At 42.4% G+C, this 26,285-nt stretch carries 23 protein-coding genes and 3 pseudogenes; 8 read left to right on the top strand and 18 right to left on the bottom strand.

Translation table 11 applies throughout. The features are described from left to right. The first annotated feature begins 570 nt into the window (after positions 1-570). A complete protein-coding gene (locus tag RBH91_RS03670) occupies positions 571-1,359 on the top strand; it encodes a carbonic anhydrase (protein WP_307893507.1) in 789 nt (262 codons plus the stop codon). A 139-nt stretch (positions 1,360-1,498) separates the two neighbouring features. Here the strand turns inward: RBH91_RS03670 and RBH91_RS03665 are convergent, their stop codons facing one another. Then, on the bottom strand, positions 1,499-2,410 hold the full coding sequence (locus RBH91_RS03665) for a VanW family protein (protein WP_076762743.1): 912 nt from the start codon (positions 2,408-2,410) through the stop codon (positions 1,499-1,501). A gap of 451 nt (positions 2,411-2,861) precedes the next feature. On the opposite strand from RBH91_RS03665, the gene RBH91_RS03660 reads away from it, so the two are divergent. Next, positions 2,862-3,314, top strand: a complete 453-nt coding sequence (locus tag RBH91_RS03660) for a DUF4944 domain-containing protein (protein WP_083696832.1) — start codon at positions 2,862-2,864, stop codon at positions 3,312-3,314. Positions 3,315-3,546: 232 nt separating this feature from the next. Then, positions 3,547-3,892: pseudogene (locus tag RBH91_RS03650) on the top strand (transposase); the annotation flags it as partial. 442 nt (positions 3,893-4,334) lie between these two features. Here the strand turns inward: RBH91_RS03650 and aldA are convergent. Next, a complete protein-coding gene (aldA, locus tag RBH91_RS03645) occupies positions 4,335-5,789 on the bottom strand; it encodes an aldehyde dehydrogenase (protein ID WP_307893506.1) in 1,455 nt (484 codons plus the stop codon). Positions 5,790-5,984: 195 nt separating this feature from the next. Between aldA and rhaM the strand changes: the two are divergent. The 3 genes and pseudogenes from rhaM to RBH91_RS03630 all read left to right on the top strand — a co-directional run bounded on the left by rhaM (position 5,985) and on the right by RBH91_RS03630 (position 8,442). Further along, positions 5,985-6,300: pseudogene (gene rhaM / locus RBH91_RS03640) on the top strand (L-rhamnose mutarotase). Between the two features lie 419 nt (positions 6,301-6,719). After that, positions 6,720-7,568: a rhamnulose-1-phosphate aldolase gene (gene rhaD / locus RBH91_RS03635; protein ID WP_307893505.1), complete on the top strand. Its 849-nt coding sequence runs from the start codon at positions 6,720-6,722 to the stop codon at positions 7,566-7,568. An 85-nt stretch (positions 7,569-7,653) separates the two neighbouring features. Next, positions 7,654-8,442, top strand: coding sequence for a DeoR/GlpR family DNA-binding transcription regulator (locus RBH91_RS03630; protein WP_307893504.1), 789 nt, complete (start codon positions 7,654-7,656; stop codon positions 8,440-8,442). A 115-nt stretch (positions 8,443-8,557) separates the two neighbouring features. On the opposite strand, the gene rhaA is transcribed toward RBH91_RS03630, so the two are convergent. From rhaA to RBH91_RS03555, 15 genes are all read right to left on the bottom strand, one after another. Beyond that, a complete protein-coding gene (gene rhaA, locus RBH91_RS03625) occupies positions 8,558-9,814 on the bottom strand; it encodes an L-rhamnose isomerase (protein WP_307893503.1) in 1,257 nt (418 codons plus the stop codon). Positions 9,815-9,830: 16 nt separating this feature from the next. Next, a complete protein-coding gene (gene rhaB, locus RBH91_RS03620; RefSeq protein ID WP_307893502.1) occupies positions 9,831-11,240 on the bottom strand; it encodes a rhamnulokinase in 1,410 nt (469 codons plus the stop codon). Between the two features lie 214 nt (positions 11,241-11,454). Next, positions 11,455-12,501, bottom strand: a complete 1,047-nt coding sequence (locus tag RBH91_RS03615; RefSeq protein WP_307893501.1) for an AraC family transcriptional regulator — start codon at positions 12,499-12,501, stop codon at positions 11,455-11,457. Between the two features lie 26 nt (positions 12,502-12,527). Beyond that, positions 12,528-12,659, bottom strand: a complete 132-nt coding sequence (locus RBH91_RS03610) for a hypothetical protein (protein ID WP_307893500.1) — start codon at positions 12,657-12,659, stop codon at positions 12,528-12,530. Further along, positions 12,637-12,975: a bifunctional 4-hydroxy-2-oxoglutarate aldolase/2-dehydro-3-deoxy-phosphogluconate aldolase gene (locus RBH91_RS03605; RefSeq protein WP_307893499.1), complete on the bottom strand. Its 339-nt coding sequence runs from the start codon at positions 12,973-12,975 to the stop codon at positions 12,637-12,639. Before RBH91_RS03605 ends, RBH91_RS03610 begins: the two co-directional genes overlap by 23 nt. Positions 12,976-13,289: 314 nt before the next feature. Then, positions 13,290-13,802 (bottom strand): sugar kinase, encoded by a 513-nt coding sequence (locus RBH91_RS03600; protein ID WP_307894652.1) that lies wholly within the window; start codon positions 13,800-13,802, stop codon positions 13,290-13,292. 405 nt (positions 13,803-14,207) lie between these two features. Beyond that, positions 14,208-15,041 carry a 5-dehydro-4-deoxy-D-glucuronate isomerase gene (gene kduI, locus RBH91_RS03595; RefSeq protein ID WP_307893498.1) on the bottom strand — a complete coding sequence of 278 codons (834 nt, stop codon included), beginning with the start codon at positions 15,039-15,041 and terminating at the stop codon, positions 14,208-14,210. 46 nt (positions 15,042-15,087) lie between these two features. After that, positions 15,088-15,846 (bottom strand): 2-dehydro-3-deoxy-D-gluconate 5-dehydrogenase KduD, encoded by a 759-nt coding sequence (gene kduD, locus RBH91_RS03590; protein ID WP_307894651.1) that lies wholly within the window; start codon positions 15,844-15,846, stop codon positions 15,088-15,090. Between the two features lie 116 nt (positions 15,847-15,962). Further along, entirely contained in the window at positions 15,963-16,727 is a 765-nt protein-coding gene (locus RBH91_RS03585) for a DeoR/GlpR family DNA-binding transcription regulator (RefSeq protein WP_076762752.1), read from the bottom strand. A 190-nt stretch (positions 16,728-16,917) separates the two neighbouring features. Continuing rightward, positions 16,918-19,506, bottom strand: a complete 2,589-nt coding sequence (locus tag RBH91_RS03580) for a rhamnogalacturonan lyase (protein WP_307893497.1) — start codon at positions 19,504-19,506, stop codon at positions 16,918-16,920. Between the two features lie 150 nt (positions 19,507-19,656). Further along, the gene (locus RBH91_RS03575; protein ID WP_307893496.1) at positions 19,657-20,955 is read right to left on the bottom strand and encodes a TRAP transporter large permease; all 1,299 of its coding nucleotides are present in this window, start codon (positions 20,953-20,955) and stop codon (positions 19,657-19,659) included. Further along, entirely contained in the window at positions 20,952-21,479 is a 528-nt protein-coding gene (locus RBH91_RS03570; protein ID WP_307893495.1) for a TRAP transporter small permease, read from the bottom strand. Before RBH91_RS03570 ends, RBH91_RS03575 begins: the two co-directional genes overlap by 4 nt. A 16-nt stretch (positions 21,480-21,495) precedes the next feature. After that, a complete protein-coding gene (locus tag RBH91_RS03565) occupies positions 21,496-22,497 on the bottom strand; it encodes a TRAP transporter substrate-binding protein (RefSeq protein ID WP_307893494.1) in 1,002 nt (333 codons plus the stop codon). A 75-nt stretch (positions 22,498-22,572) separates the two neighbouring features. Further along, positions 22,573-23,676, bottom strand: coding sequence for a beta-galactosidase BglB (gene bglB, locus RBH91_RS03560; RefSeq protein WP_307893493.1), 1,104 nt, complete (start codon positions 23,674-23,676; stop codon positions 22,573-22,575). A 150-nt stretch (positions 23,677-23,826) separates the two neighbouring features. Then, positions 23,827-24,666, bottom strand: a complete 840-nt coding sequence (locus tag RBH91_RS03555) for a sugar phosphate isomerase/epimerase family protein (protein ID WP_307893492.1) — start codon at positions 24,664-24,666, stop codon at positions 23,827-23,829. Between the two features lie 399 nt (positions 24,667-25,065). Here RBH91_RS03555 and RBH91_RS03550 point away from each other — a divergent pair, with 399 nt between their 5' ends. Continuing rightward, on the top strand, positions 25,066-25,359 hold the full coding sequence (locus tag RBH91_RS03550; protein ID WP_239693559.1) for an HPr family phosphocarrier protein: 294 nt from the start codon (positions 25,066-25,068) through the stop codon (positions 25,357-25,359). Positions 25,360-25,465: 106 nt separating this feature from the next. Here the strand turns inward: RBH91_RS03550 and RBH91_RS03545 are convergent. Continuing rightward, positions 25,466-25,838 (bottom strand): annotated as a pseudogene (locus RBH91_RS03545) (IS3 family transposase); the annotation flags it as partial. Between the two features lie 275 nt (positions 25,839-26,113). On the opposite strand from RBH91_RS03545, the gene RBH91_RS22580 reads away from it, so the two are divergent. Beyond that, positions 26,114-26,221 (top strand): IS3 family transposase, encoded by a 108-nt coding sequence (locus RBH91_RS22580; protein ID WP_404802490.1) that lies wholly within the window; start codon positions 26,114-26,116, stop codon positions 26,219-26,221. The last annotated feature ends 64 nt before the right edge of the window (positions 26,222-26,285 follow it).

The raw sequence follows: 26,285 nt of genomic DNA, 5'->3' as shown, positions 1-26,285 counted from the left end.
ATTTGAATGAAAACAGAACTGCTGCCGCTTCTTTTACATCATCTGCAGATGGTGTTTTGGTTCTTTTTTAATACACGATGAGGACCTCAAATTTAACTATAGAGACGTTTCTTATTTTTGTATATCAGTCATTTGAACTTTTGCTAAAAAGAGTAAATCAAACACAAAAAAGGGAGAATGTTGTTCTTTTTGCGAGATTACAAGTGCAAGCCTTACTATTTTTATGCTGAAAAAGAATGAATGAGAGATAAATAACTGTTCAGTAAGTCAATCATATTCATACATTACGCACCTGAATGCTTTACAGCCTGTTTGGTTGGACAAGAATGGTTCATCAGAACCAGTTATCGTGAAAAAAGCAATGTCTTTATTCATCACGAACTATCCATCTCAGAAAGGCAACAGCCAATCGGATAAGCCTTGATCAATCTCTATCTGATATTTTTTAAAAAAGAACCTTTTCTCACAATCTATTTGTAAGCGTTTATTTGTAAAATAATGTTTTGCTTTTTTTGTCATTAGCATTTTTATTTGATATGAAGGCAAAAATATTAGAAAAGAGAGATGTAGATGAACAAGAAACTCATTTATTCATTCTTGGCAGTATCTTTAAGCTTGTCATTAGGCGCCTGCTCGAAAATAACGTCAGCAAGCCATCATACAAATGAAGAGGTTCATTGGTCATATGAAGAAGAAGCAGGACCTGAACACTGGGGAGAATTGAAACAAGCAAACTCCGCATGTATCAACGGAAGTGAACAATCTCCAATTCATATTGATGTCTCACAAGTCAAAACGGATCGACATTTAGATAACATTCAGATTCAATATGAATCTGCACCTTTTACGCTTGTCAATAACGGTCATACCATACAAGCTAATGCAAGAGCAAAGAGCAGCAGCATTTTCATTGAAGGACATCAGTATAAGCTCGTTCAATTTCATTTCCATACTCCGAGTGAACATCAACTGAACGGCAAAAGCTATGCTATGGAGCTGCACCTTGTACATAAAGACGAAAACGGAAAGATTGCCGTCCTTGGCGTTATGATACAAGAAGGAAAAGAAAATCAACAGCTTGCATCTATTTGGGATGTGCTGCCGAAAAAAGAAACAGTGAAGGATATTTCTTTAAATGAACAGGTTGATTTACAACGACTGCTCCCTCAAGAAAAAACGGCTTTTCATTATAATGGATCGTTAACGACACCTCCTTGTACGGAAAAAGTCAAATGGTATATTTTTGAACAGTCCATTGAAATGTCAAAAAAACAAATCCAGGCATTTCAACAAATCTTCCCTGATAATCACCGTCCAGTTCAGCCTTTAAACAAACGCAATGTATTGAAACTAGGTTAATAAAGGAAATATAAAGTATGTGAAAATACTGGTCAAAAAACGGTCTCCAGAAAAAGTCAAAATCAATCATTCAAACAAGACCGGAATGAGCCGCCTGTTTTAAAGACGGCTCTACGTGATGGAGCTGGAAAGAATGTCATTACAGCTCAGCATTGATTTCTTTTGGTAACTGGGATGGGGCTTTTGGAACTTTTCGCAGTTCCTTGTTAACCACATCAGAAGAGTAAAGCGTGATAACCATACTTCCTCCAGATCGCTTTGCACGAATCAGCACCGGCTGATTATATTTATTTTGAAAGCGAAAGTCGGGACCGCCCCAGCTTACCGTCGCATCGCGTCCGGATGGAACATAGGGTACGCGTCTGCTGTGGGAATAGCGCTGGACGATTTTCAGCCCTGCACGATCGACAGCATTAAACAATGTTGAAGATACTTGGCAAATCCCTCCGCCAACTCCTTCAGACAACTCGCCTTTAACGATAATAGGAGCACGCATATACCCTTTGTCCTGAGTTCTCATCCCGACAACCTGGTTAAATGAAAACGTCTCATTAGGGAACACAACATGATTGTCAATTGCATGTGCGGCAAGCGAAATATTGTGTGAGCGGCTTTTATTGCCGGAATTAAAATAAGTTACGTATTGACCAATCTGCTGTGTCCGGATATGGGAAAGCAATTCGCTGTCCACTTTCGGATAAATGTTCAATTCCGGCGCTTCTACCTTTGAGGGGCCATGTCCAAAAAAATAGGCATAAAATTTTTCCTTAAACGCCTGTCGATAAAGCCTGTAACCTATCTTTCCAGGGACGATTCTTCCCGAGTCATTGATTTCGGCGTTTTTGGGGGCTTGGTAAATTTTCTGATCAAGCCGTTCGATGAATTGACTGTATTTTTCATCATCAATCATTGGAGTGCCGGAAAGCGGCATTGTAAAGTCCTCACGGTCCACAACAGCAATCGTCTGCCCTTGCTGGGTGACCGTTAAGCTGTCTGAGACCCCGGCGGGTTGAGCCAATAACAAAAAACCAGTTATCCATAGTTGCATCATAAGTCCGCATACCTCCCGTCATAGTATGAACAGGAGGTGATTCTTTCATGTATTTCTTCGGGCTTTAGACAAAGGATATCCTTTATATACATCATAAATAATACCAATAAGAACCCATTTTTTGGATGATTTTGAGCGAATTCGTATAACATCACCTTTTTTACATATTTAGGTGCCTGTTTAGGGCTTGTTAAATTATAAACCTTTTGTTTTTTTGTACCCGCCCAGTATCCATAAAAATCTGAAACAGTGGTCCATGATGTCGAATAAGTTCTTGCCCCCATAGTTTTAGGCGCTTAAAACAGAGAAACTTAGTGCTATTTTTTTATTTCTTCCTCCTTTTTTTAGAAATATAATACAATGTATATATTATTTGTTCTTAAAGGAAAAAGAAATTATCTTTTTGGGAGGATTTTCTTTGATTAAACAGTATTCAAGACCTTTTATTTTTATGGCGAGTGTTTTTGTAATTTTTTTAGTGTTATTTTTCGGATTTAAATTATTCTATTATTACAAGTTAGAATACCCAAAATGGGAAGGAAAAAGTAAGGATCAAAACTGGGAAGTAACTATTAAAAAAGGTGAAATTGCCTCTGGATATAGTGGAGCTTTATACTGGATCGGACATAAAAAAAATATTGGCAAAACTTATTTAGAACAACTTGTGGTTAAATTTGATAATGAAGTTGCTCTGAATGATAAAACTGAAACACCTATGAAGGATTATTCTGGCGGGACTTTTGATAATGGCGAATCTAAAGAAAAATCCGTTTCGTTTTTAGCAGAATTAGAAGAATCTCAATTAGATGGGCATAAGATGACAGTTCAAGTCAAGTGGAGACAAGGAAATAAAAAATATAGTTCTGAAATTTCCCTTGATAAAAAGACTTTATTTAAGCACTAGTCTCTTTTCCATAGAGTTACTTAACATAACCAGAAAATAAAATTAGAGTTGAATGCAAAAGGATTGCTACCTGATACCATCCAACTCTTTTTTTGTCTTTTTTAGGTTGCTTTTTACCTGATACGAATTTTCTGTCCAGCATAAATTATATCGGCATTCTTGATGCCATTCCAAGCATGCAGCGTCTTTATTGATTTATTGAACCATTTGGAGATTCAGTGTCCCCGGATTTAGCCGAAATCATCGAAAGACGATTCATCGGCACACCTGGCAGGATCATTTAGATGACGCTGATCATCTTCGGCATACGGAGAAGAATAAACGAATCTATGCCAAACACAAAAAAACGATTGAACGTGTTTTTGCGGACTTAAAACACAAGCAGGGCCTCGCTGGACAACCCTGAGGGGTAAGAAGAAAAAATTGTCCTACAGACGATGTTTGTGTTCGCTGCTATGAATCTAAACAAGCTGGCAAAGGGACCTGACAAGGTCCTAATAGCCAGCTTTTTCATCGAAAAAACAAAAGTAGGTCGGATTTTTAGAATCCGACCTACTTTGTCATATAAATGTTCATGAGCAATATCCAGTCAAAAATCAGTCATGAGAATGTGATTAAAGTGGTATTCGTCAAGTCATTTACTATGCGAATACAGACTTTTTTGCAGATAATAGAGGTTCTGCTTTCTTATATTCCAACTTATGGGCATCAGCAACAGTTTGGTAGGTCACAACGCCCTGGGACGATCTACCTTGAAATTTCGCTTAAGAAGATTGGGCACAATAAACTTACTTTCACCCGCGATGTACACTTTCTTTTTACATTAACTTGGCATTGAATGTTATATTTCTGCATAATCCTCTGTACGGTTCCTGAGATTGACTTTTATCTTACAATTGGCTTTTCTGTTACCGTGGCTGTAGCAAAAATGCCAGAGCCCCGAACAGCAGGAGTATGTAAGAGACAAAATAAATAGCCTGTCGGGTTTTCTCCGACAGGCTCATATAAAAAGTCCATTTATTAATATTGGATATAGACGGCATGAGTTTGCAAAAATTCTTCCAGACCATGTTTCCCATCGGCTCCGCCTATACCCGATTTCTTCCAACCCGCATGGAATCCTTGGATAGCTTCAAAACTTTCACGGTTGACATAAGTCTCACCGAATTCCAATTCGTTGCTTGCTCTCATCACATGATTGATGTCCTGTGTAAAAATAGCTGAAGTTAAACCATATTGACAATCATTAGCAAGCTCGATAGCTTCATCTAACGTCGAGAAAGTAGAAATCGGTAAAACAGGTCCGAATATTTCTTCGCGCATGATTTCCATACTGTTATCAACGTTGACCAATACAGTCGGTTCATAGTAATAACCTTTTGTACCGTCCACCCGCTTTCCGCCTGTAAGGACTTTGGCGCCTCCTTTAACAGCACGTTCTACCATATATTCCACATTCTTCAAGCCATCTTCGCTGGAAAGTGGTCCCATGTCCACATTATTATTTTCTAATGGATCACCAAAGGTCACTTCAGACATAGCTTTTGTAACTTTTGTTATAAATTCCTCTGATACGTCTTCATGAACGTAAACACGCTCTGTACAGTTACATACTTGTCCGGTATTAATCACACGGGAGTCTATGACTGATTTAACGGCTAAATCAATATTCGCATCGTCCATGACAATCGATGGTGCTTTTCCCCCCAATTCCAACGAAACTTTTGTAATGTTTTGAGATGCTTTCTCCATCACTTTCGCTCCGGCATCTGTACTTCCAGTCAGACTGATCATGCTGATTTTTGGGTTTTTGGAAAGTTCTTCGCCTACTACGCTGCCTGCTCCTGTGACAATATTGATGACCCCTTTCGGCAGCCCTACTTTGTCAAGAACTTTCGCAAATTCCAAAGCATTATTAGGAGAAATACTGCTCGGCTTAAGTACAATCGTATTGCCGGTCAATAGAGCTGGTGCTGCTTTTCTTGCTATGAGGAAGAACGGGAAGTTCCACGGTAAAATCCCGGCCACTACTCCGATCGGTTGTTTGTAAATTAAAATGTTTTCGTTTTCCCGGTCACTCGGAACGATTTCCCCTTCATACTTGCGCGCCCAACCAGCAATGTATTCGAAATAATCTGCCGTTACACTCACTTCAACCTTCGCCAGGTCAAATGTTTTCCCCATCTCTTCCGAAATGACAGCAGCTAACTCGTCCACATTGTTGCGAAGCTCATTACAAATCGCAAATAGATATTTTGCCCTCTCAGAGGATGATTTTTTTCTCCATTCTTTTTGTGCTTGTTCGGAAGACTCAATGGCTTTTTGCGTATCTTCCAGGGTTGCTTTTGGCACGGTAGAAATGACGCTCTCGGTTGCAGGGTTTGTGACTTCAATCGTTTCCTGATTACTCGAATCAACAAATTCGCCATCAATATACATTTGATATTCCATTGTTAACGCTTTCACTTCTTTCATGTTATCCTCCACCCTTTATTGAATTGGAATTTCTTTTATTATCATAAAATTACAAAAGAAATAAGTCAACAAAAACAAAGAAATAACTTTTATTTTCTTTTGTTTATGTTGACTTATAGGGTGTGTGACTTTAATATGTAGGTAACCTTCAAAGAATCCATGCAGCAATGGGACTAAAGTAAATGAGGCGAAAATATGCTGAGAAAAGCATTTATGATGAAAGTTTATCCCGGCCAACAACAAGAATACGGAAAAGAGGCATCAGGAAATCGGGCTTGAGATGATAGAAGAACTTCGTAAGCACGGCGTGAAAAGTTATTCTATTTTTCTGAGCCCAAAGACGAGCGAACTGTATTGGTACATTGAGATCAAGGATGAGCAGCTATGGAGTGAAATGGCGGAGACAGAAATTAATCAAAAATGGTGGGAGTATATGAGTCCTGTGATGGAAACGCATCCGGATCACAGTCCGGTTTCATTTGATTTACAAGAAGTTTTTCACCTGAAGTAAAAGGAATGTATGGCAGACGCTAGAAGTTCGAGCGTTCTCTACGGGAATGACTAACCAGCGATCATCAGATCTCATCCTGTTGCAAAGAAAGGATAATGGAGTCTATCTATTAATTGCAACAAAAAAACAAATAATGACCTTTTTTTACTTTTGTTTTTGTTGATTTCGAGGGATGATCAAGGTTATCATGGAGATAGATATTACAGGTTGTGGTAAAAGAAAGCACTTCATCCAGATGGGTTCCAAAACTTCATAAAACATCTTTCCGTAGTTTTTTGAAGAAAGGAATGCTTTTTAGCCGGAAGCTGTTGAGGTGTGTCCATATACGGGTGCTTTTTTTCAAGAGGAGCCGATGTAGAAAGAAAATTACAGGAGGTCAAAAATAAATAAAGGCTTAGTTAGCGGAAAGGATTTACAAGATGAGTGTAATTAACAAAGTAAAAGTGAATCAAACCATTTTAGACGCACCTTTTATACAAGATATGATGAATAATACGTATGACATGTGGAATCGTGGATGGGATGAGTTAAATGGCGGAAATATCAGCTGCTTATTGGAGGAGGGGGAAGTCTCCAACTGCTTAAATGTGAATCATGTATTGCGAACTATAGATTTAGCTTTTCCTGTCCCTGAACTTGCCGGTAAATACTTTATCGTGACAGGGTCCGGAAAATACTTCAGGCATGTTCGGGAAACCCCGGAAGAATGTCTCGGAATTATACGTGTCAGTTCCGATGGTGAAAGTATAGAATTATTATGGGGACTGCGTGATGGATCTTCGCCTACAAGCGAACTGGCATCGCATTTCATGAGCCATATCACCCGTTTGAAACAAGATCCCTCCCATAAGGTCATCATGCATTCCCACACTACACATTTGATTGCCATGACCTTCAACCATGAACTGGATGAAGTCCTTTTTACAAGAACACTCTGGAAGATGTGCACAGAATGTCTCGGTGTCTTTCCTGAAGGGATTGGGATCCTGCCGTGGATGGTTCCAGGCACGGATGAAATCGGGAGGAAAACGGCTGATAAGATGACGGACTTCCGGCTTGTAGTATGGCCACATCACGGAATTTTCGGTGCAGGTAAATCCTTATCAGAAGCATTCGGACTACTCGAAACCGTTGAAAAAGCAGCGCACATCTATATGCTGACAAGTACTCACAAAGACGGAATCAGACAAATGATTACAGATCAGGAATTAAAGGATCTTGCTAAACGATTTGCTGTAAACCCTCCTGAAAAGTACTTCACCGAGTAAAGAAGAGATTTTTTCATCAATCATATATGCTATCCTTAAAATCAAACAGGCAATTTTCCTCGATCTATAGAAAGTTGGTGTGTAAATGCTAATAGCTGAAAGACAACAAAGAATTGTTGAACTTGTCAATGAACGGGAAAGTGTAAGGGTTTCGGAATTGAGTAAAATTTTCTCCGTTACAGAAGAAACCATCCGAAGGGATTTAGAAAAGCTGGAAAAGAATAAACAGTTGGCAAGAAGTCACGGGGGAGCCGTCAGCCTTCAACCTTCCGATTCATCAGAAATCCCTTATACTAAACGTGAAATCATAAATGTCAAAGAAAAAAAGCAGATCGCTCTGGAAGCTGTAAAGCATGTTAAAGCTGGGGATAAAATCATATTAGACGCCAGCACAACAGCCTGGTACATGGCTAAAGCTTTACCTGATGAACCCCTAACCGTCCTCACCAATTCCATAAAAGTAGCTCTGGAATTGAGCGATAAGAAAGAGATTACGGTCATTTCAACAGGCGGAACATTATTGTCTAAATCACTCTCTTATGTTGGCCCTTTAGCCGAAGCTTCTTTAAAAACGTATTTTGTTGATAAAGCTTTCATTTCATGCAAAGGGCTTCATATCGAACGAGGGATGAGTGAATCGGACGAACATCAGGCCATCATAAAAAGAACGATGGTGAATAGTGCAGAACGGACGTATGTTTTAGTCGATTACAGCAAATTTGGCGTTCAGGATTTCTCCCGCATCGATCAATTAGATATCATTCACAGGGTGATTACAGATCATTACGCCTCCCCTTCCGTCCTGCAACAGCTGGAAGAAAAAGGTGTAGAGGTCACAGTAGTCGATACAGTTTCTCAACAGGAAGTCATTTGAAGGAAAAGGGATAGAAATTTCGCCTGAAATCTATCCCTTTTCTCTTGTTTCAAAAAAACATCCACCACTTCAGTGGTGGATGTTTTTATATAGAAAAGCAATGCGAACTCGTTTTTCAGAATCGCTTGGATAGAAATTCTTTTTCATATTGCCGGACATCATTCAACCATGTTTCTTTGACAGGAACATTCATTTCCTCGCAATAATAATCCCAGATGGCACCGAACGGATACGTCTTGAACTCCTCCATCAAGGCTAAACGATCCGTGAAATTCCCCGCTTCCTGCAATTCCTTCAAATGATCATTCGGGAGCAGCAAACCATATAATAAAGCTTTGATCATATTTCGTGTACCAATCGTCCAGGCTGCGACTCTGTTAATACTTGCATCAAAGAAGTCCAGCCCTATACGGACTTGATCCAGCGCATCATTTCGGACAATTTCCATTCCGATTTGTTTCAGTTCATCATCCAGAACGACCACGTGATCACTATCCCATCTTACGGGCCTGGAAACGTGGAGAGCGACCTGATCGCTGTATAATAGCATGGCCGAAATTTTATTCGATACGACTTCTGTAGGATGATAGTGTCCTGTATCCAATAAGCATAATTTGTCGTTCTTCAAGGCGTATCCCATATAGAATTCGTGAGAACCCACTACATAGGCTTCCGATCCAATTCCGAACAGCTTACTTTCTACAGCATCCACATTGTATTGTTCATCGACCTCATCGGCGAAAATCTCATCCAATGATTCCTTCAATCGTTTCCTTGGCGTCAGGCGGTCACTCGGAATATCTTTGTAACCATCAGGGATCCATATATTCGTCAGGGCAGGTGTTCCTAACTCTTTTCCAAAGTATTCTCCAATTTTACGACTGGCGATACAGTGACGAATCCAAAAGTCTCGGATAGATGGATCCGGGTGGGACAACGTTAACCCGTCATCCGCTTTCGGGTGAGAGAACAGGGTGGGATTGAAATCCAGGCCAAGTCTATTATCTTTTGCCCAATTGACCCAGTTTTCAAAGTGTTCGGGCTTCAGTTCATCCCGTTCAACCACTTTTCCTTTTGTTTCTCCATAGATCGCGTGAAGGTTGATCCGATGGTGACCCGGGATCAGGGAAAGCGCCATCTCCAAATCTCTTCTGAGTTCGTCCGGGGTCGATGCTTTACCCGGGTAATTTCCAGTCACATCGATTCCTCCCGAAAGCTCCTGTTGATTCACTTCAAACCCTCCGACATCATCCCCCTGCCAGCAGTGAATCGAAATCGGTACGTTCTTTAATTTTTCCAGGGCATCCTCTACATTGACGCCCCATTTTTCATACTCTTTTTTCGCCCATTCAAAATTTTCTTTAATGGTCATGTCCATTCCTCCTTTTTTATGCGGAAACCTTTACGTATTGTTTAATAGGAAAGGATCGTCTAATAAGGTTCCTGGCCTGATCGATGCTGTCCAATTCCTCGAGGGAGAGTAATTGTGAAACGATATTTCCGATCGCCGTAGCCTCTACCGGTCCGGCGAGCACCTCTTTCCCCGTCGAATCTGCAATCAGCTGATTGAGCATTTCATTCTGGCATCCACCACCAATCACATTGATCGTGGAGAACTCTTTTTCAAAAATCTCCTCAATTTGCCGGATCGCTTGTTTATAACGATCTACTAAACTGTCAAACACGCATTTAGCGACTTCTCCCGGCGTTGAAGGAGGGACCTGATCCGTTTCTGCACAGTACTTCCGAATCTCTTCCACCATATTTTCAGGGTTTAAAAAGCGTTGATCGTCCACCTCTACCTTAGATGTAAAATGCCTGGCCTCATGGGCTAAGTCTACAAAGTCCGCGAAAGAATAGTGATCATGGTAATTCCGCTTGACCTCCTGGATGATCCAAAGCCCCATAATGTTCTTTAAGAAGCGAAAACGATAATCGATTCCCCCTTCATTCGTGAAGTTGTAATCCATTGCCTTTGGGACACAAATCGGAAATCGATTTTCAACTCCGATGAGAGACCACGTCCCTGAGCTAAGATAAATCGTCTCATCGGCAGACGGGACAGACAGGACAGCTGATCCCGTATCATGCGTTGCTGGTAAAATGACCTCCATATCAAAACCGAATTCGTCAGCCAGCTCTTTTCTCAAAGGGCCAAGCTTTGTTTTAGGAGGCTTTATTTCGTGAAACATGGAAGGATTAATGCCTAACTGTTCCATCAATTCCTTGTACCACTGTTTCGTAAAGGCATTCACCAACTGGGTGGATGTGGCATTCGTATATTCATTGGCTTTCACACCCGTTAGTAAAAAGTTCAAATAATCCGGAATCATGAGAAAGGATTTTGCCTTATCCAATATTTCCGGGTGATTCTTTTTCAAGTAATAAAGCTGATAAATCGTATTGAATTTTTGAAACTGGATGCCGGTTTCGAAATACAGTTTCTCCTTACTCACGATTTGAAGGGCTTCCTCCATCATCCCATCTGTCCTTGGATCACGATAGGAGACAGCGTCCGTCAACAATTCATCATTCTCATCCAACAGGACAAAATCAACAGCCCACGTATTAATTCCGATACTTACGGGATCTATTCCAGCCTTACGACACTTCTTTATCCCGGCTTTGATTTCAAGAAAAATCTTCTGGATATCCCAACAGAAAAACGCTTCGTTTTTGCTTATCTTATTTTCAAAACGGTGGATTTCCTGAAGGGTTAACCTGTCCTCTTCCATCTTGCCTGCCATTAACCTGCCGCTGGAAGCTCCTATGTCCACGGCTATACTGTATTTACTCACATCATCACCTCTTTATGTAAGCGCTAACTATGTCTATCATAAAGGGTTCACACGTTTTTTAAAATAACCTCATTCATTCATTTATTATCCTTATTTGCAATAGAAAAGAAGATGGGATGTATTGAACAGCCAGCCCCTGATTCGGAATCGCGCCTCTTTTCAACCCGTTTTCTATCTTTATTTGGCGCATTAAAAAAGAAGCGGAGCACATGATTCATCGCCACACTTCTAGATCTCCAAATTGGTCGCGGTACTGTTTCGGAGTGACTCCGTATTTCTTTTTGAAAATCCGGTAAAAGTAACTGATGTTGTCATACCCTACCTGTTCCACGATGGAGGAAATTGAAAGATGCTTGTTTTTTAATAGATTCACCGCTACACTTAATCGTTTCTCCTGTAATAAATCTTTAAAGTTTTTGTTCGTGATTTTTTTAATGTTTTTGCTGAGCCAATAATGGGTTTGATTCAATTCTTCTGCCAGCTCATATAAATTGGCCATCCGGTAATGGTCTTCGATATATTTTAAGGCTTTCATGATCATCTGGTGTTCAAGGTTCCACTCGTTAAGCTTTTTCAGTTTATCAGAATGTTTGACGAGCTCAATTATGAGTAAACCCATATATAGCTTGATCGAGGACTGAGACAAGAGGCTCGGCTCCATAATTTCTCTGATCACCCGTTTGACGAGCGCCTGGATGGACTCCATTTCAGAGACGGCAAAATAAAGGAACTGTCCATTCTGTGTATGTTCAAAGAGGCTGTTTATCAGGAAATCATTCATCGTATTCTCTGTATTATCGGTCGTCAAATAGGTAAAAATATATTCAAAGAACCTGGGGCGGATGATGAAGTTGATAATGATATCCTCTCGCTCACATGCTTTTATTTCATGCTCAATAAACTGATTGAGCAGAATCAATTCACCTTGTTTCAGCCGGATCGGGGTCTCCCCTACGGTTTGCTCGAGTTTGCCGCTGTACACATAATTCATCTCGATATAATCATGCTTATGCTTCGGAAAATCCGCATATCTTGCATGTTTCCTGATCATGATCATTTTATCTGAGTCCATCAGCTTCTCACTTTGAATAATAAAATCCCCCCTATTTGTGTAGAGGTCTTTTTTCACTTGTTTACTTTGCTGTAACAGTGATTTTTCTTCATCCGTTTCCTGAAGCAGCTGATGAAGGATATCCGCTGACAATATTCGTTCACCCTCTCCCTTATGGTAGTCAACACGAGAGGCCTGTAAATTTTGCAACTCGTCCTCTCTACGGAAAAGAAGGATTATGATCTCGCTTTTTTTACAGCTTCGGTATAGGATGTAGCGATTTGTTCAAATTCAGCAAAATTCGCCTCTGCAATTAAAGTATGATTGACAAGGTTCCCGCCTGCACTAATCGCAACTGCTCCAGCCATTATAAAGTCTGCCGCATTTGGTCGGGATTTGGGGGAACGGCCCTTTCATGTTCTTAATGAACGAAGCCCCTACAGAAGAGGCCGGAAAAACTTTCACCATGTCGGCTCCCATCTCATAAGCCGTAATGGCCTCCGTCGGCGTCATGACCCCTGGAACAGATAGTTTGCCATATCGAAGCGTCGTTTTCACAACGTGTTCGTTTAACACCGGGCTTACGATGAATTCAGCTCCGCTATCGATCGCCTGTTTTGCCGTTTCACTATCCAGGACGATTCCTGCTCCAATGATTGCCTGACCTTTGAAGACAGTCGTCAATTTTGGATGGCAGCGAGTCCATTCGGATCATCGACGGTTACCTCAAGCGCATTTACACCGCCTTTAATCAGACTTTCCATACCTGTTCAACAGCATGTTCGGGGACTTTACGGATAACAGCCACGACACCACTTTCTACTTAACGATTGAGTAGAGTAACTTTATTGATCAACGCACACATTTTAACGAGAAATTATTCGCTGAGATTGGTCAGGATTAGCTTGCCCCCAGAAAGGATAGCCTTCCATATCTCCTTCCTCAGATAAAGCATAAGCTCCGATCCGATTGCCGAACTTGACAGCTTTCGCATAGCCCTATCCACGTAATAACCCTGAGATGAAACCTGCTGCGAAACCGTCTCCAGTTCCAGCCGTATCCACTACTTCGCCTACTTGGAATCCTGAAACATATGCCCTCTCACTTTCTGTGGCAAAATACGCTCCTTCACTTCCAAGCTTGACTACGACAACTTTCGCTCCCTGATTTAAGAAAACTTTGGCGATTTTCTCAAAGTCACTGGACCCAGTCAGAAGTTCTCCCTCTTCTATGCCTGGTAACACAATATCCACCTGCCCGGCAATTTCCATCAGTACTTGCCTGGCCTTTTCTTTAGACCACAATTTCAAACGTATATTCGGGTCGAAAATAATGGTCTTCTCATGTTTTCTTACCGGCTTGATCGCTTCATCCACTGTTTCTTTACAGCTTTCACTTAAAGCTGGAGTGATTCCGGTCAAATGAAGGTATTTGGCCGATTGGAGATAGTTTTCGTCCAAATCATCAGGAGATAGAAAACTGGCGGCTGAATGATTCCGGTAATAGTAAATGTTCGGATCCTTGATTGGTCATTCTTTCTTTAAAAAATACAGCCGTAGGAGCCTGGTCATCGAAAACAACGCGAGAAGTGTCTACCCCTTCTCCACGGATGACATTCCGTACATACAGCCCGAATTCATCCTGACCGAGTTATCCAGCCCGTCTGGTGACCGAGCCTTGTCAGGGCAATAACCACATTCGTCTCCGCCCCGCCCACTGTTTTCTCTATACGAATCTATATATCTGAGCGGACCTGTCGAATCCGGCTTGAATAGAACCATACTTTCACCCCGTGTTATAACATCCAGGTTTTCGCTCCTGGTCATCGTATTTATTGATCTTCCAATGGTCAGATTGAAAAATCCCCACCAGAAGAGGGAGAGAACCTCCCGCTTCTGATGGTTCCCTGATCACCTTTATTTCAGCTCTTCCATTTTCACATGATCCATATCATCGAATGTATAATTCTCTCCGGCCATGGCCCAGATAAAGGTGTAATTGTTTGTACCGACACCGGAGTGGATCGACCAAGGCGGAGAAAGAACCACTTGTTCATTTTTGACCACTATATGACGGGTATCATCCGGCTTGCCCATGAAATGGAATACACGGGATTCTTCGTCCATATCGAAGTATAAGTACGCTTCCATACGGCGATCATGCACGTGCGGCGGCATCGTATTCCACATGTTGTTCGGAGCAAGAAGCGTCATGCCCATCATCAGCTGGCAACTTTGGATACCATCACCATGAATGTACTTATAAATCGTACGGCGGTTGGATTCAGCATCTAAACCCAAGTGCGCAGGCGTCGCTTCTTCAATGGCTAACTTTTTAGTCGGGTAGTTGGTATGAGCTAGAGCGGAAACAATATAGAATCTGGCAGGGTTAGAAGCATCAACACTCTCCACAGATACTTCTTTATTACCTTTTCCGACATAGAGGCAGTCACGCTTATTCAATTCATACGATTCACCATCGACCGTGACTTTGCCAGGATTTTCCGAGATATTGATAAAACCGACCTCTCTACGCTTTAGGAAATACTCTGTTTTCAACGTTTCTTTATCTTCTAACTTCAAAGGCTGGTCTGTTGGTACAGCTCCGCCTGTGATCAAGCGATCATAGTGGGAGTACACCATGTACAGTTCACCCTGAACGAATAGGTTTTCAACTAAGAAGTCGTTCCGGATTCTTTCTCCATCGTACTTTTTGAAATCTGTTGGATTGGTTGTGTATCTTATTTCCATTTCATTCACCTTCCTTATTTTTTCTGAATACTGAATAAGTGATCGATTAAGAGCTCATCCATCCGCCATCAACGCAAAGGATGTGACCATTCATGTAGTTCGCCGCATCAGACGCGAGGAAAATAGCTGCTCCCTGCAAATCTTCCGGCGTTCCCCACCGCCCCTGAGGGATCCTTGCTTCAATAGAGGATTTACGCTCTTGATTTTCACGAATCGGCGCTGTATTGTCTGTCGCAAAATATCCCGGAGCGATAGCGTTTACATTTAAGCCTTTACTTGCCCATTCATTAGCTAAGGATTTCGTGATTCCGGCAACAGCATGTTTACTGGCGGTATATCCCGGAACGGTCAAACCTCCCTGAAAAGATAGCATAGAAGCGATGTTAATGATTTTTCCAGATTCACGTTCCAGCATATGCTTTCCGATTTCACGGGATAAATAGAAAACGGAGTTCTGGTTAATGTTGATGACACTCTCCCAATCCTTATCAGAATGCTCCGCTGCAGGATTGCGCCGGATGATCCCAGCGTTGTTGACTAAAATATCCACATTTCCAGTCAATAAGGCAGCCTCTGAAGCCAGCTGTTTGGCTGCTTCAGGATCCGTAAGATCTGCCGTTAATTCATAATATTTCGATCCTGAACCCTCAACAAGATCCTTCGTGTCCGACTTACCATTTCCAGAGCTTACACCAATAATGTCTGCGCCGGCCTTTGCAAGACCGACCGCAATCCCCTGTCCAAGCCCTCTGCTGGAACCCGTCACTAATGCAACTTTTCCTTTTAAAGAAAAAAGCGATTCTATCAAATGATTTACCTCCCCGAATTGAAAGTCCTCTTTTGTTCATAAATGTTTATTACAGTTTGTATTCTATCATTTGATTCCGAAAAATTCAATCTACCCATACTATTAATCCACTATTATTTCGTTGCAACCCTCACATTAACCCCTTTATTCTCTATCTCTTTTATGGCAGAGTGGGCTAATTGATCGTCCGTTATAAGTTCGTTAACATCTGTTATCTCGGCAAATTGCACCAAAGCTACTTTTTCGAACTTCGTAGAATCTGCTACGAGGGTGACATGATCGGCACAATCTATAATCTTCCTTTTCCAATCAGCGTGCAGGCTATTGAGTACGGTTAAACCATGTTCAATAGAAAAGCCTGTCGTTCCAAAGAAAAGACGATTCACCCTCAGCCTTTTCAAAGCTTCTGTAGCCTGATCCCCAAGCAATGAAGAAGAATGATGGATCCGGGTACCTCCTAGTACGACCAGCTGAACATTTTCTTTATCATGAACAATGTGCGCGATCTTGATATCGTTTGTAATCACGGTCACCGGGAAGTTGCCGAGCCTTTCCGAAATCGCACTCGTCGTACTTCCTCCATCCATCAGAATCGTTTCATGTGGTTCAATCAGCCTTACCGCTTCCCTTGCGATAGCGTCCTTAATTTCTGTATGGCTGGACTGCCTCTCCCTGACAGGTAAGATTTTCCCCTCCTTGTTTTCCAACACTGCACCACCATGAATTCTCTTCAATAACCCTTTTTTCTCCAAAGCTTCTAAATCAATTCGGACGGTTTTTTCCGTTACACCAAGCAATTGGCTTAGCTGAGAGACTTTGACCGCTTTGTCCGTTTCCAATTTATTTAAAATGGTTTCATATCGTTCAATAGATAACATCATTTTATCCTCCTTATTCCTTCACACTCCCTCATTATAATATATAAACGAACAAAAAGGAACATATACAAACTCACACTTCCGTAAAGGTCATACGGGCACCGGTTACACAATAATTGGCATCCACTCTTTCTGTATGGTCAATAGAAAAGCCGCCCCCAGTCATCTGTAAGGCGACCTCCCGGATTTTTTATCTTCCTTTGCCCTCCTTATTCCCCTTCCTTTCCCACTGATCGGTTAAGAGTTGAACATAATAGGTCAAGTTTCTTTTAGCCTGAAGAGAGATGTGTTTCTGCTTCGTTTCATCTTTAAGCCGTTCCTCATACTTATTCAAAAATTTGAGCGCCTGCTTTTCCGATCCTTTTTCAAAATGGTGCCTGACCTGTTTCAACGTGTTCGTTAACTGATGGAGTAAAGGACCCGTCAGTTCTCCGCTTTCCTCATATTCATTCATCCTGTTTTGTAACACCGACAGGACACCGGAAGTCGAGAAATCCGGAACAGGAACGCTATCCCAGTTCATATCCGATCCGAAATAGAAGCTGGTGTAGGCGGGCTGATTATACGCAGAGTTTTGTCTTGCGATTTCCACCCGATATTGCTGGTCGTGCATCAATGTATATAATTTGTGATCCGTCACCTCTGTACTGAGATACATCCGAATGGCAGAACTGTCCTCTGTTCTCAACAGCAATTCTTCTCTCCAGTCACCGAATAGATCGGCTACAAGAGCGGGGTTTCCTTTTGTACCATTGTTGGTCAACGTACCTGAAGCCGTCAGCAGATTACCTTCTTTCCAGTCCTCAATGGAAGGCGTGTTCTCCAATGCACCTGTAACGATTTGTGTCGTCATATCCGGAGACCACTTGATGTTCATGTTTGTACCCGGTGCTACCGTACTGATCTGTTCACCATCTGCCGTCCATACTCCAACCGCCCATGTTTCCAAGCCTCTCCGATCAGGGTCAATGTCTCCGATCATTCCGCGGCCAGTATCTTTCCCTGTATAGCCGCCATAAATCGCTTCACCTGTCCCGGAGTCACGTAAAACATATCCATACGGAGCATTGGCACCATTTTCGTGAACAGAGAATATCTCTAATCCCGGTCTGTCCGGGTCGATATCCGTCACGTGCATCGCATCTCCATGTCCCAGTTTAGCGACGGTCCCCGGTGCTGCACTTTGGGCCGGCAATGTATCCTTTGAACTGTACTTCAACGTACCATCGTGATCGATTGCGGCTCCTCCATAGATCACTTCCTGTTTGCCATCACCATCCACATCCGCCACACTCAATGAGTGGAATCCCTGATTGGTGAGAGAGGCAAATTCATCATCCTTCCCTGGTTGATCATGGGGCCGGTCATTGAAAGGGTTGCTCATCGGAGTCCAGCCACTATCCACCGACCAGTGTTCCTCAATGCGCTTTCCATCCCAGCTGTAAGACACAAGGGCAGCTCTAGTGTAGTAACCACGCGCGAAAATGGCGTAAGGCTGTTCCCCGTCGAGGTAACCGACTCCGGCGAGAAAACGGTCGACCCGGTTACCGGGCTCAATTCTCGACATCGCATAGTCTCCCCACATAAGACCATCATCTTGGCGTCCCGGTTTGTAATGGATCGTGTCCATTGCATCACCCGTCGCCCCGTTGAATACGGTCAAATATTCAGGCCCTTCCACTATGAAGCCTTCAAATTTCCTTAAGTTGTTACGGCTGCTTCTACTTGGAGCATACTCATCCATGAAGTAATCCGTCAGACTTTCCGCATCTTCCCTTGATAACGGATAGCTGTACCGTTTCTCGATTCCGAAAGCTTCCTCAAGCGTCTCCGGCCAATGACCACTTGTCACTTCCTCGTGCTCATGCCAGTTCATGAACATCTCTACAACGTGCTCATAATAATCATCACTGCTCATCCGGTAATCATCCTTATGACTGTAGCCATTTTTCCTGTCTTCTTCAGGCATCGTGATGAATTCCTCCGATGTTACATTCCCCGCCTCATCGTACTGGATGATCTTTGTACCGGGAGCCGTTTTCAGCATCAATTCTGATTTTCCGTTTCCGTCAAAATCATAGGCTAAGAACTGTGTATAATGCGCCCCCGACCTGATATTCACTCCTAAATCAAGGCGGTAAAGGAGGGTTCCGTCAAGCTCATAGGCATCGATGTATGTATTTCCGGTATAGCCTACCTGGGAGACGTCTTTCGAGTTTGATGGATCCCATTTCACAAAGTATTCGTACTGTCCGTCGCCATCCACATCCCCTACGCTCATGTCGTTAGCGGAATATGTATAAGTTTCTCCAGCAGGTGTCGTCCCATCTTCCGGTTTCACAAGCGGAAGATCATAATACTGATTTTCCCATGGAGAAACGGATGAACTTTGGTCGATTTCTTTCCCGTCCCTTATAGCGGATACATAATATTCCGATTGATCGGTCCCGTCCTTGTCCAAATAATTCGTACTGTCTTCCACTGTGGCAATCTTATTTCCGTTACGATAGACGTGAAAAGTTGAACCCGTCAGACCTGTGCCGGAAGAACCGGTCACTTCGTCAGCCAACAACCTCCAGCTCAGGAATATCCCTTCAGATGTAGACGCCGCAACCAGTCCCCGGTCGAGATATTCCAACTGCACACCTGCACCATTTCCTGTTCCCTCGTCTTTTTTCCAATCAGAGGCGGAAGCACTGAACGTCCCCGTCATCAGCAGAGGGACGACTAAAGCGATCATACATACCTTTTTAACAAGAGAAGATTTTTTCAAATACATGTTTCATCACCTTTTTTCATTATTTGGAACAGTTGCAAACGGCTATCCCTTTGTTATGGCAAATAGGTTGAAAATATAAAAGAAAATTCAGTCAATTAAAGAAAGTCTATGAAAAGCACACCATGATTGATCACGCGGTGTGCTTATGCGTTATAATCCCAGCAGGTTCGGTAAGAACAAGCTGATTTGCGGAAAGTATGTGACTAGCAAAAGTAAAACGAAAATCGCTGCATAGAATGGAAGGAGCGGCTTCAGTACTTGTTCAATCTTCACTTTCCCTACACTAGATCCTACAAAGAGTCCTGTTCCAACCGGAGGTGTGATGGTACCGACACACAAGTTGAGAATGAAGAAGATTCCAAAGTGAACAGGGTCTATACCAATACCTGTAGCAATCGGCATAAAAATCGGGGTGAAAATCAGAATCGCCGGCGCTACGTCCATGACCGTACCGATTAACAGCAGGACAAGGTTCATGACAAGCAAAATGATGATCGGATTATCAGAAATGCCTAACACCAGGCTGCTCAGCGCTGCCGGAATACCTGTGAAAGCCATAGCAAATGACATTAAAGAAGAAGCAGCAATCAGAAGCATGATCACTCCTGTCATTTCAACGGCCTGGGCCATCACATGTGGCAGCTGTTTCAACGTGATCGTCTTATAAAAGAAGAAAGCCAAAATGAAAGAGTACACGACAGCAATAGCTGATGCTTCAACTGCCGTAAACACACCAGTCAGTATTCCACCGATAATAATAAAAATCAACAGGATACTCGGAACAGCTTCCCAAACGATTTTTTTTACATTCAAATTGGTTTTCTCGGTCACAACCGGATATTTTCTTTTCTTTGCAATGATGTAAGAAACAATCATAATCGCGAGAGCCCAGAGGACACCGATGACATATCCGCCCATGAATAGAGCTGCGATCGAAGTACCTCCACTGATGAGGGAGAAAATGATGAAACCGGTACTTGGAGGGATGATCATTCCAGCCGGAGCTGAGGCAATATTGACGGCCGCTGCAAATTTCCGGTCGTACCCTTCTTTTTCCTGCAGCGGGACCATGACCCCACCGATCGCCGTGGAGGCAGCGATTGCAGAGCTGGAAATCGAACCGAACAGACTATTTCCGATAACGTTCGTATGGGAAAGAGAACCCGGAACCCTCCCCGCCAACAGCTTAGAAAAGTCCACCAACTTCGCAGCAATCCCGCCGTTATTCATAATAATTCCGGATAAAATGAAAAATGGAACCGCTATCAAAGAAAAGCTGTCGATACTGGCTACCATCTTTTGAGCTGAGGAGAAAACCGCTATATCGATAGGCAGAATCAGTAAGATGGTAGCTAAAGACGAAACGGCAATACTGATTGCTATCGGTATACCTACCGCCAGAAGAACTGCAAAGACAAGGACCAAAATTAAGCTAGCCTGTAAGATCATAGAACTTCACCTGCTTTTTCGTATTCCACACTATCCCTTTTTTCTATAGCCGGAGTTTTATCTTTTTTTAATAACTGAACCATATTGACGATACTGTAGAACGTGATCAGCAAACCTGATACCGGCAGGGACAGATACACGAATCCCATCGGTATCCCTAAGGAAGGGGACAGCTGGGACATCGTAATCGAGATGGCTTTCACTCCACCATAGGTCATGATGGCCAACGAAAAGAGTAAAAAGGCGGATTGTATAAAAAGCTCTAACACTACTTTGTTCTTTCCTTTGAACCGGTCACTGATCATCGTGAAGGCGATGTGACTCCTTTTTCCCACGACATACGAGGCGGCTAACATCGAAAGCCAGATCAGACTGAATCGTATAAACTCCTCCGTGATAGTACTCGGGTTGCTCAGAACATAACGGGCAATGACCTGCCACGTTGTAACCGCTACCATAATAAGAAACAAAGTAGCCGTTACACCCAAGAATATTTTGTCCACGTACTTTTTCACTGTTTCCATTTGATTCCCCCCTTACTTATTGACCGCTCATTTCTTGTATCGCTTCATACAGACCCTTGAACTCTTCATTATTTTTGAATTCGTCGTGAAGGGGCTGTACGGCTTCTTTAAAAGGTGTGTTATCCACTTCATTAAATTCTACGCCGTGCTCTTCTATCGCCAGCTGCTTTTCTTTTTCAACGGCCGCTTTCCATACTTTCTTCTCGTATTCCGTTGATTCTTCCGCCGCTTCATGAACCGCTTCCCTTTGTTCAGGTGTCAATTTATTCAACGTGGCTTCATTCATGACCACAATGTCAGGCACTCTCGTATGCTGATCATAAGAATAATACTTCGCCACTTCTCCATGGCCAGCTGTCACTAAGACGAATTCATTATTTTCTGCCCCATCAATAATCCCTTGCTGTAAAGAGGTGTACACTTCTCCACTGCCCATAGGTGTCGGGGAACCGCCGAGCAGTTCGATCATTTCAATGGCCGTCTCACTCTGCATCACTCTGATCTTCTTCCCTTTAATATCTTCCGGGGATTCCAGAGGGCCGTCTTTCATATAGAAACTTCTCTGGCCAGAATCATAGTATGTCAATCCGACAAACCCAAGATCGGAAGTCGATTGATAAATCGGCTCCATGATTTCTTCATTTTCCATGACATTGTAGAAATGTTCTTCTCCATCAAATAAATACGGGATGGAAAAAATCGAATAGCGGTCAGAAAAACTTTCCAGAGCAGATCCACTGACCTTGGTGATGTCGACCGCCCCTGTCTGGGTCAACTCAATCAATTCCCGTTCCCCGCCCAATTGCGAGTCCGGATAATATTTGACGGTGACTTCACCATCTGTTTTCTCTTCAAGCAACCGACCAAACTCTGCCATCGCCTCTTTGACAGGCGGTGCATTACTGGCATAAGCAAAACGTAAAACGACCTGATCACCCGCTTTTGCATTCAAGCTGCAACCCGTGATCAGCGTAAGGATACATGCACCTACTAACAACAAGATGACATTCCTCTTCATGCTCTTTCCTCCCCTGTAAGTTTTAAAGGTTTACACGGACCACCATCATGACTCGTGTAAGGATTGAGAATCTGATCAGATATATGTGTGCAGATATTCCGTCAGGCACAAAACGGCCAGAGACTGCCCGTACGGCATCGTCGTCGTCTTAATTTCTTTGTAGAATTCCAGCGAGTCCCCCATCCCCGTTCCAACAGAAACTTTTTGAACGGCTCCGTCTTCATTGATTTCGTTTACGACACCCTGAATCGCCTGGCGGGCGACTTCTGCATATTTTTCATCAATGTAGCGTTTTCGGACCGCCTTCAATATTCCATACGCAAATCCAGCCGTTGCGGATGCTTCCAAATAGGAATCCGGATCGTCAATCAGCGTATGCCATAAACCGCTTTCATGTTGGTGTTCAGCTAACGTTTCGACCTGGCGATTCATAGTCTCGAGAAGAAACTCCCGGAAGAAATCCCCTTCTTTCAAGTCCAGCATTTCAATGATTTCAGGGATAGCGATGGTGATCCAGCAGTTGCCCCTGCCCCACAAAGCATTAGCAAAATTGTGGTTCCCTTCAAATGTCCAGCCGTGAAACCATAAACCTGTCTTTGGATCACATAAATATTTCGTATGAATCAAAAACTGCCTTTTCGCTTCTTCGATATATTCGGGCTTGTTCAACAGCTGACCAATCTTGGCCAGTGGCAACACCGTCATCATCAACGTGTCATCCCACAACTGTTCGGTATTCGGCGGACCATAGGTCATATGCTGCAAACCGTTCTCTTTGGTACGAGGCATATCGTACATGACCCAATCCGCCCACTTTTCCAAATAAGGGACATAGGTTTGTTCGCGAGTGTCCTCATACATATAGGCTAAGGTAAGAAACGGAGCCATCGTATTGACGTTTTTCGGCGGGACCCCTTCTTTAAACCTCGCTTCAAACCATTCTTTTACTGTTTTTAAAGCCTTTTCATTTTTCGTCAGCTTATACAAGTTGTAAATCCCATACAAACCCACACCCTGCGGCCAATTCCAGACATGCCAGCTTTTATCATCTACCACAAGTCCATCAAAGTTTAAGAGAAATTCACCAGTGTCATCTTTTATCTGCGCCAGGTTTTCTATAAGGGAATCTATGTGTTCCAGTACGGTTTCCTTTTCCAGTTTCACTTCACTCTGTATCATCTTTACCTCCATGATCCCTTGTTTTTTATATTCTGATTTTTTTGACTGCGCTTTCATTATAAAGATAATTCAAAAAACAATCAACATAAGTAAAAATATTTTGTGCTTTATTCAAAAAAAAACAGCTGTATTTTTTTTGTTTTATTGGTTTTATGCGTTCTTGTATTTGTTTGTTAAGTAGTCGATACTTTCGTTGATATACGGTTCTTTCGTCTCTTCCATCAAAATGTTGACGAACGGTTTCTTTTTCTTCATATATTTAAACACCACATCGTAGTTTAAGAGACCTTTCCCGACCGGGACGACCTGGAGTGTACCGTCTTCGATCCGGAAATCTTTCGCATGCATAATCGCGATCCGGTTCCCGAACCGTTCAAACGCTCCCTGAATGATCGCTTCCTGCTGCTCATAGTTTTCGACGGTCAAATAGTTGACGGGGTCATAAATAACTTGCAGATTATTAGAATCCACACAATCCAACAGCCTCTTCATGACGGCCGGGGAATAGATCGGGTGATTGACTCCCCCTTCGATTCCGACAATCACACCGAATTTTTCGGCTTCTGCTACAAGCTCACGAACACTTTGTACGACGTCCAAAAAAGGCTGTTCATGAAAGTTCGCTTCTGTGTACACGATTTCCGGATGCACATTCCCCGTTTCCGTCCCTACAATGCTGCATCCGAAATCACGGGCATACCGGATATGCTCCTTGAACCGGTCCAGCGCTTTTCTTCTTTCGTCATGATCAGGGTGAATCATATTGATGTAACAGCCAAGAACGGCAATCTGAACATTCCTGTCCGAAAAAGTCCTGCCGACGTAATGAGCGAAGCCCGGGCTCAAACTGCCTGTTTCCGTACTTTCCTCCCCAATCGATTTTGCCAAGGCCAGCTGAACGGATGTTAACCCTTTTCCGGAAACCGTTTCGACTAATTGTTCCAAAGGTAAACGTTCAAGGTCATGTGCTCGAATACCTAAATTGATCATCTGCAGTCCCTCCATGTGTCGATTTATTTATAATAAAAACCTGTCTTTTTGATTTGGTCAGGCCCTTTCTATCATTGCAAAAGTGGCTCCATTGTGACCATGACCCTTACATGTATCCCCTTACAAAATGCGGATTTCTTAAGAAAGCTTGGTCATAATTATAGGAATATATTTTGGATAAATATATAACCTTACTTATTTTTTTATTATCCTTATTTGCCTAATTATATAAATTCCAAAGATCCTCTTGAAAATTCACCCTCGTTTTGAACATAATAAATATACTTCTATAACACTCTGAACTGTTGCTGGAAATGCCGCTCAACATAGATCAACCAATTCGCTTGAAATTCACAGGGGATCTTCACAGAGGGAAAAATAAAAGAGAGGTTGATTGGAATGGATGAGAAAAAAATGAATGCCGGGCTGAATGTTGCAAAGGGATTGGAAACAGGTTCAAAAGAAAGCAGGAAAGTGCTGAACATCGTTCATACGGCAAACAAGTTTGATTCGAGTATTGTGTTACATACTCCCCACAAAGTCATTGACGTCAAAAGCTTCTTAGGATTAAGTGTGTCGTTATCTGATAAGGACGATTATAAGCTGGAGGTTCACGGACCGGATAAGGAAAAAGCAGAAAATGCGATGGTTGATATTTTTACAGAAAACGGCCTGAAAGTTCATATTGTATAAGAAAAAGGCTGAGTATAGGGCTCCATACCCAGCCTTTTTCCATGACCCCGATTGGATTGTCAACACAAAACTTGACAATCTTGTTAAGGTGTTTCTTATTGAATTCGATTGGGCTGAGATAGCCTAGAGTTCCATGAATTCGGATGTGATTATACCAGTGAACATAATCAAATAAGGCCAGGTCTAATTAATTGTTTCTGGCTTTCGAATGTTTCTCCATAGACAAACTCTGTCTTAATCTATGTAGCTTCAGCGACCGCATTATCATAAGGGCAGCCCTTCATGCTCAAAGAACGATCAATTCTAAAGGCTTCAAGTAGCTCTTCTATGGCTTGATTTTTAAATTCATTTCCACGATCTGTATGAAAAAGTTCTATTTCTTTAAGATTACCATCAATCGAAGAGAAGGCTTTCTGAACCAAGGCAGCATCTTTTTGAGGATCTGAACTGGAGCCTATAATTTCGCGGTTATATAGGTTTGCTCAATTTTCGAATTTATCTCAACCACATTCGTACTTTTTATATACTACAACCAGTGAAAAACAAATAAAGCCTCTCAAGAATCCCACTGAACTCGTAAGAGGCTTTAGTGTTTTAAGCCTAAGCCAAGTATGTCAGGGTGAAGCAAAACACATCGCACCAGTTCCAGAAGGATGATTGAAAAAGCAAACACCACGCAGAGCATGTCCCGCGTCGGCCGCTGTATTGACAACGGCCCTATCGAGTCGTTTTGGGGAAAATTAGAATGTGAGAAATACATTGCAATTCGTACGAGACATTTGAGCAGCTTCAACATGATATTGATGAATACAACCATAATCGTTTACAAGAAAAAACAAACGGCCTCAGCCCAGTAGAATAAAGGGCTAAAGCCGTTTAGTGTGTTTTGCTTATTTTTACTGTCTACTTGACAGGGTGCAGTTCTT

The organism is Bacillus swezeyi (genome assembly GCF_030908325.1).
Lineage (GTDB): Bacteria > Bacillota > Bacilli > Bacillales > Bacillaceae > Bacillus > Bacillus swezeyi.
The sequence above is the reverse complement of the archived record's forward strand: the minus strand, read 5'-3'. Positions and strand labels throughout refer to the sequence as shown.

Excerpts from the sequence above, each read along its gene's own strand:
- RBH91_RS03670 (WP_307893507.1), top strand. The coding sequence starts at position 571 with ATGAACAAGAAACTCATTTATTCATTCTTGGCAGTATCTTTAAGCTTG.
- RBH91_RS03665 (WP_076762743.1), bottom strand. The coding sequence starts at position 2,410 with ATGATGCAACTATGGATAACTGGTTTTTTGTTATTGGCTCAACCCGCC.
- RBH91_RS03660 (WP_083696832.1), top strand. The coding sequence starts at position 2,862 with ATGGCGAGTGTTTTTGTAATTTTTTTAGTGTTATTTTTCGGATTTAAA.
- aldA (WP_307893506.1), bottom strand. The coding sequence starts at position 5,789 with ATGAAAGAAGTGAAAGCGTTAACAATGGAATATCAAATGTATATTGAT.
- rhaD (WP_307893505.1), top strand. The coding sequence starts at position 6,720 with ATGAGTGTAATTAACAAAGTAAAAGTGAATCAAACCATTTTAGACGCA.
- RBH91_RS03630 (WP_307893504.1), top strand. The coding sequence starts at position 7,654 with ATGCTAATAGCTGAAAGACAACAAAGAATTGTTGAACTTGTCAATGAA.
- rhaA (WP_307893503.1), bottom strand. The coding sequence starts at position 9,814 with ATGACCATTAAAGAAAATTTTGAATGGGCGAAAAAAGAGTATGAAAAA.
- RBH91_RS03610 (WP_307893500.1), bottom strand. The coding sequence starts at position 12,659 with ATGGCTGGAGCAGTTGCGATTAGTGCAGGCGGGAACCTTGTCAATCAT.
- kduI (WP_307893498.1), bottom strand. The coding sequence starts at position 15,041 with ATGGAAATAAGATACACAACCAATCCAACAGATTTCAAAAAGTACGAT.
- RBH91_RS03585 (WP_076762752.1), bottom strand. The coding sequence starts at position 16,727 with ATGTTATCTATTGAACGATATGAAACCATTTTAAATAAATTGGAAACG.
- RBH91_RS03580 (WP_307893497.1), bottom strand. The coding sequence starts at position 19,506 with ATGTATTTGAAAAAATCTTCTCTTGTTAAAAAGGTATGTATGATCGCT.
- RBH91_RS03575 (WP_307893496.1), bottom strand. The coding sequence starts at position 20,955 with ATGATCTTACAGGCTAGCTTAATTTTGGTCCTTGTCTTTGCAGTTCTT.
- RBH91_RS03570 (WP_307893495.1), bottom strand. The coding sequence starts at position 21,479 with ATGGAAACAGTGAAAAAGTACGTGGACAAAATATTCTTGGGTGTAACG.
- RBH91_RS03565 (WP_307893494.1), bottom strand. The coding sequence starts at position 22,497 with ATGAAGAGGAATGTCATCTTGTTGTTAGTAGGTGCATGTATCCTTACG.
- bglB (WP_307893493.1), bottom strand. The coding sequence starts at position 23,676 with ATGATACAGAGTGAAGTGAAACTGGAAAAGGAAACCGTACTGGAACAC.
- RBH91_RS03555 (WP_307893492.1), bottom strand. The coding sequence starts at position 24,666 with ATGATCAATTTAGGTATTCGAGCACATGACCTTGAACGTTTACCTTTG.
- RBH91_RS03550 (WP_239693559.1), top strand. The coding sequence starts at position 25,066 with ATGGATGAGAAAAAAATGAATGCCGGGCTGAATGTTGCAAAGGGATTG.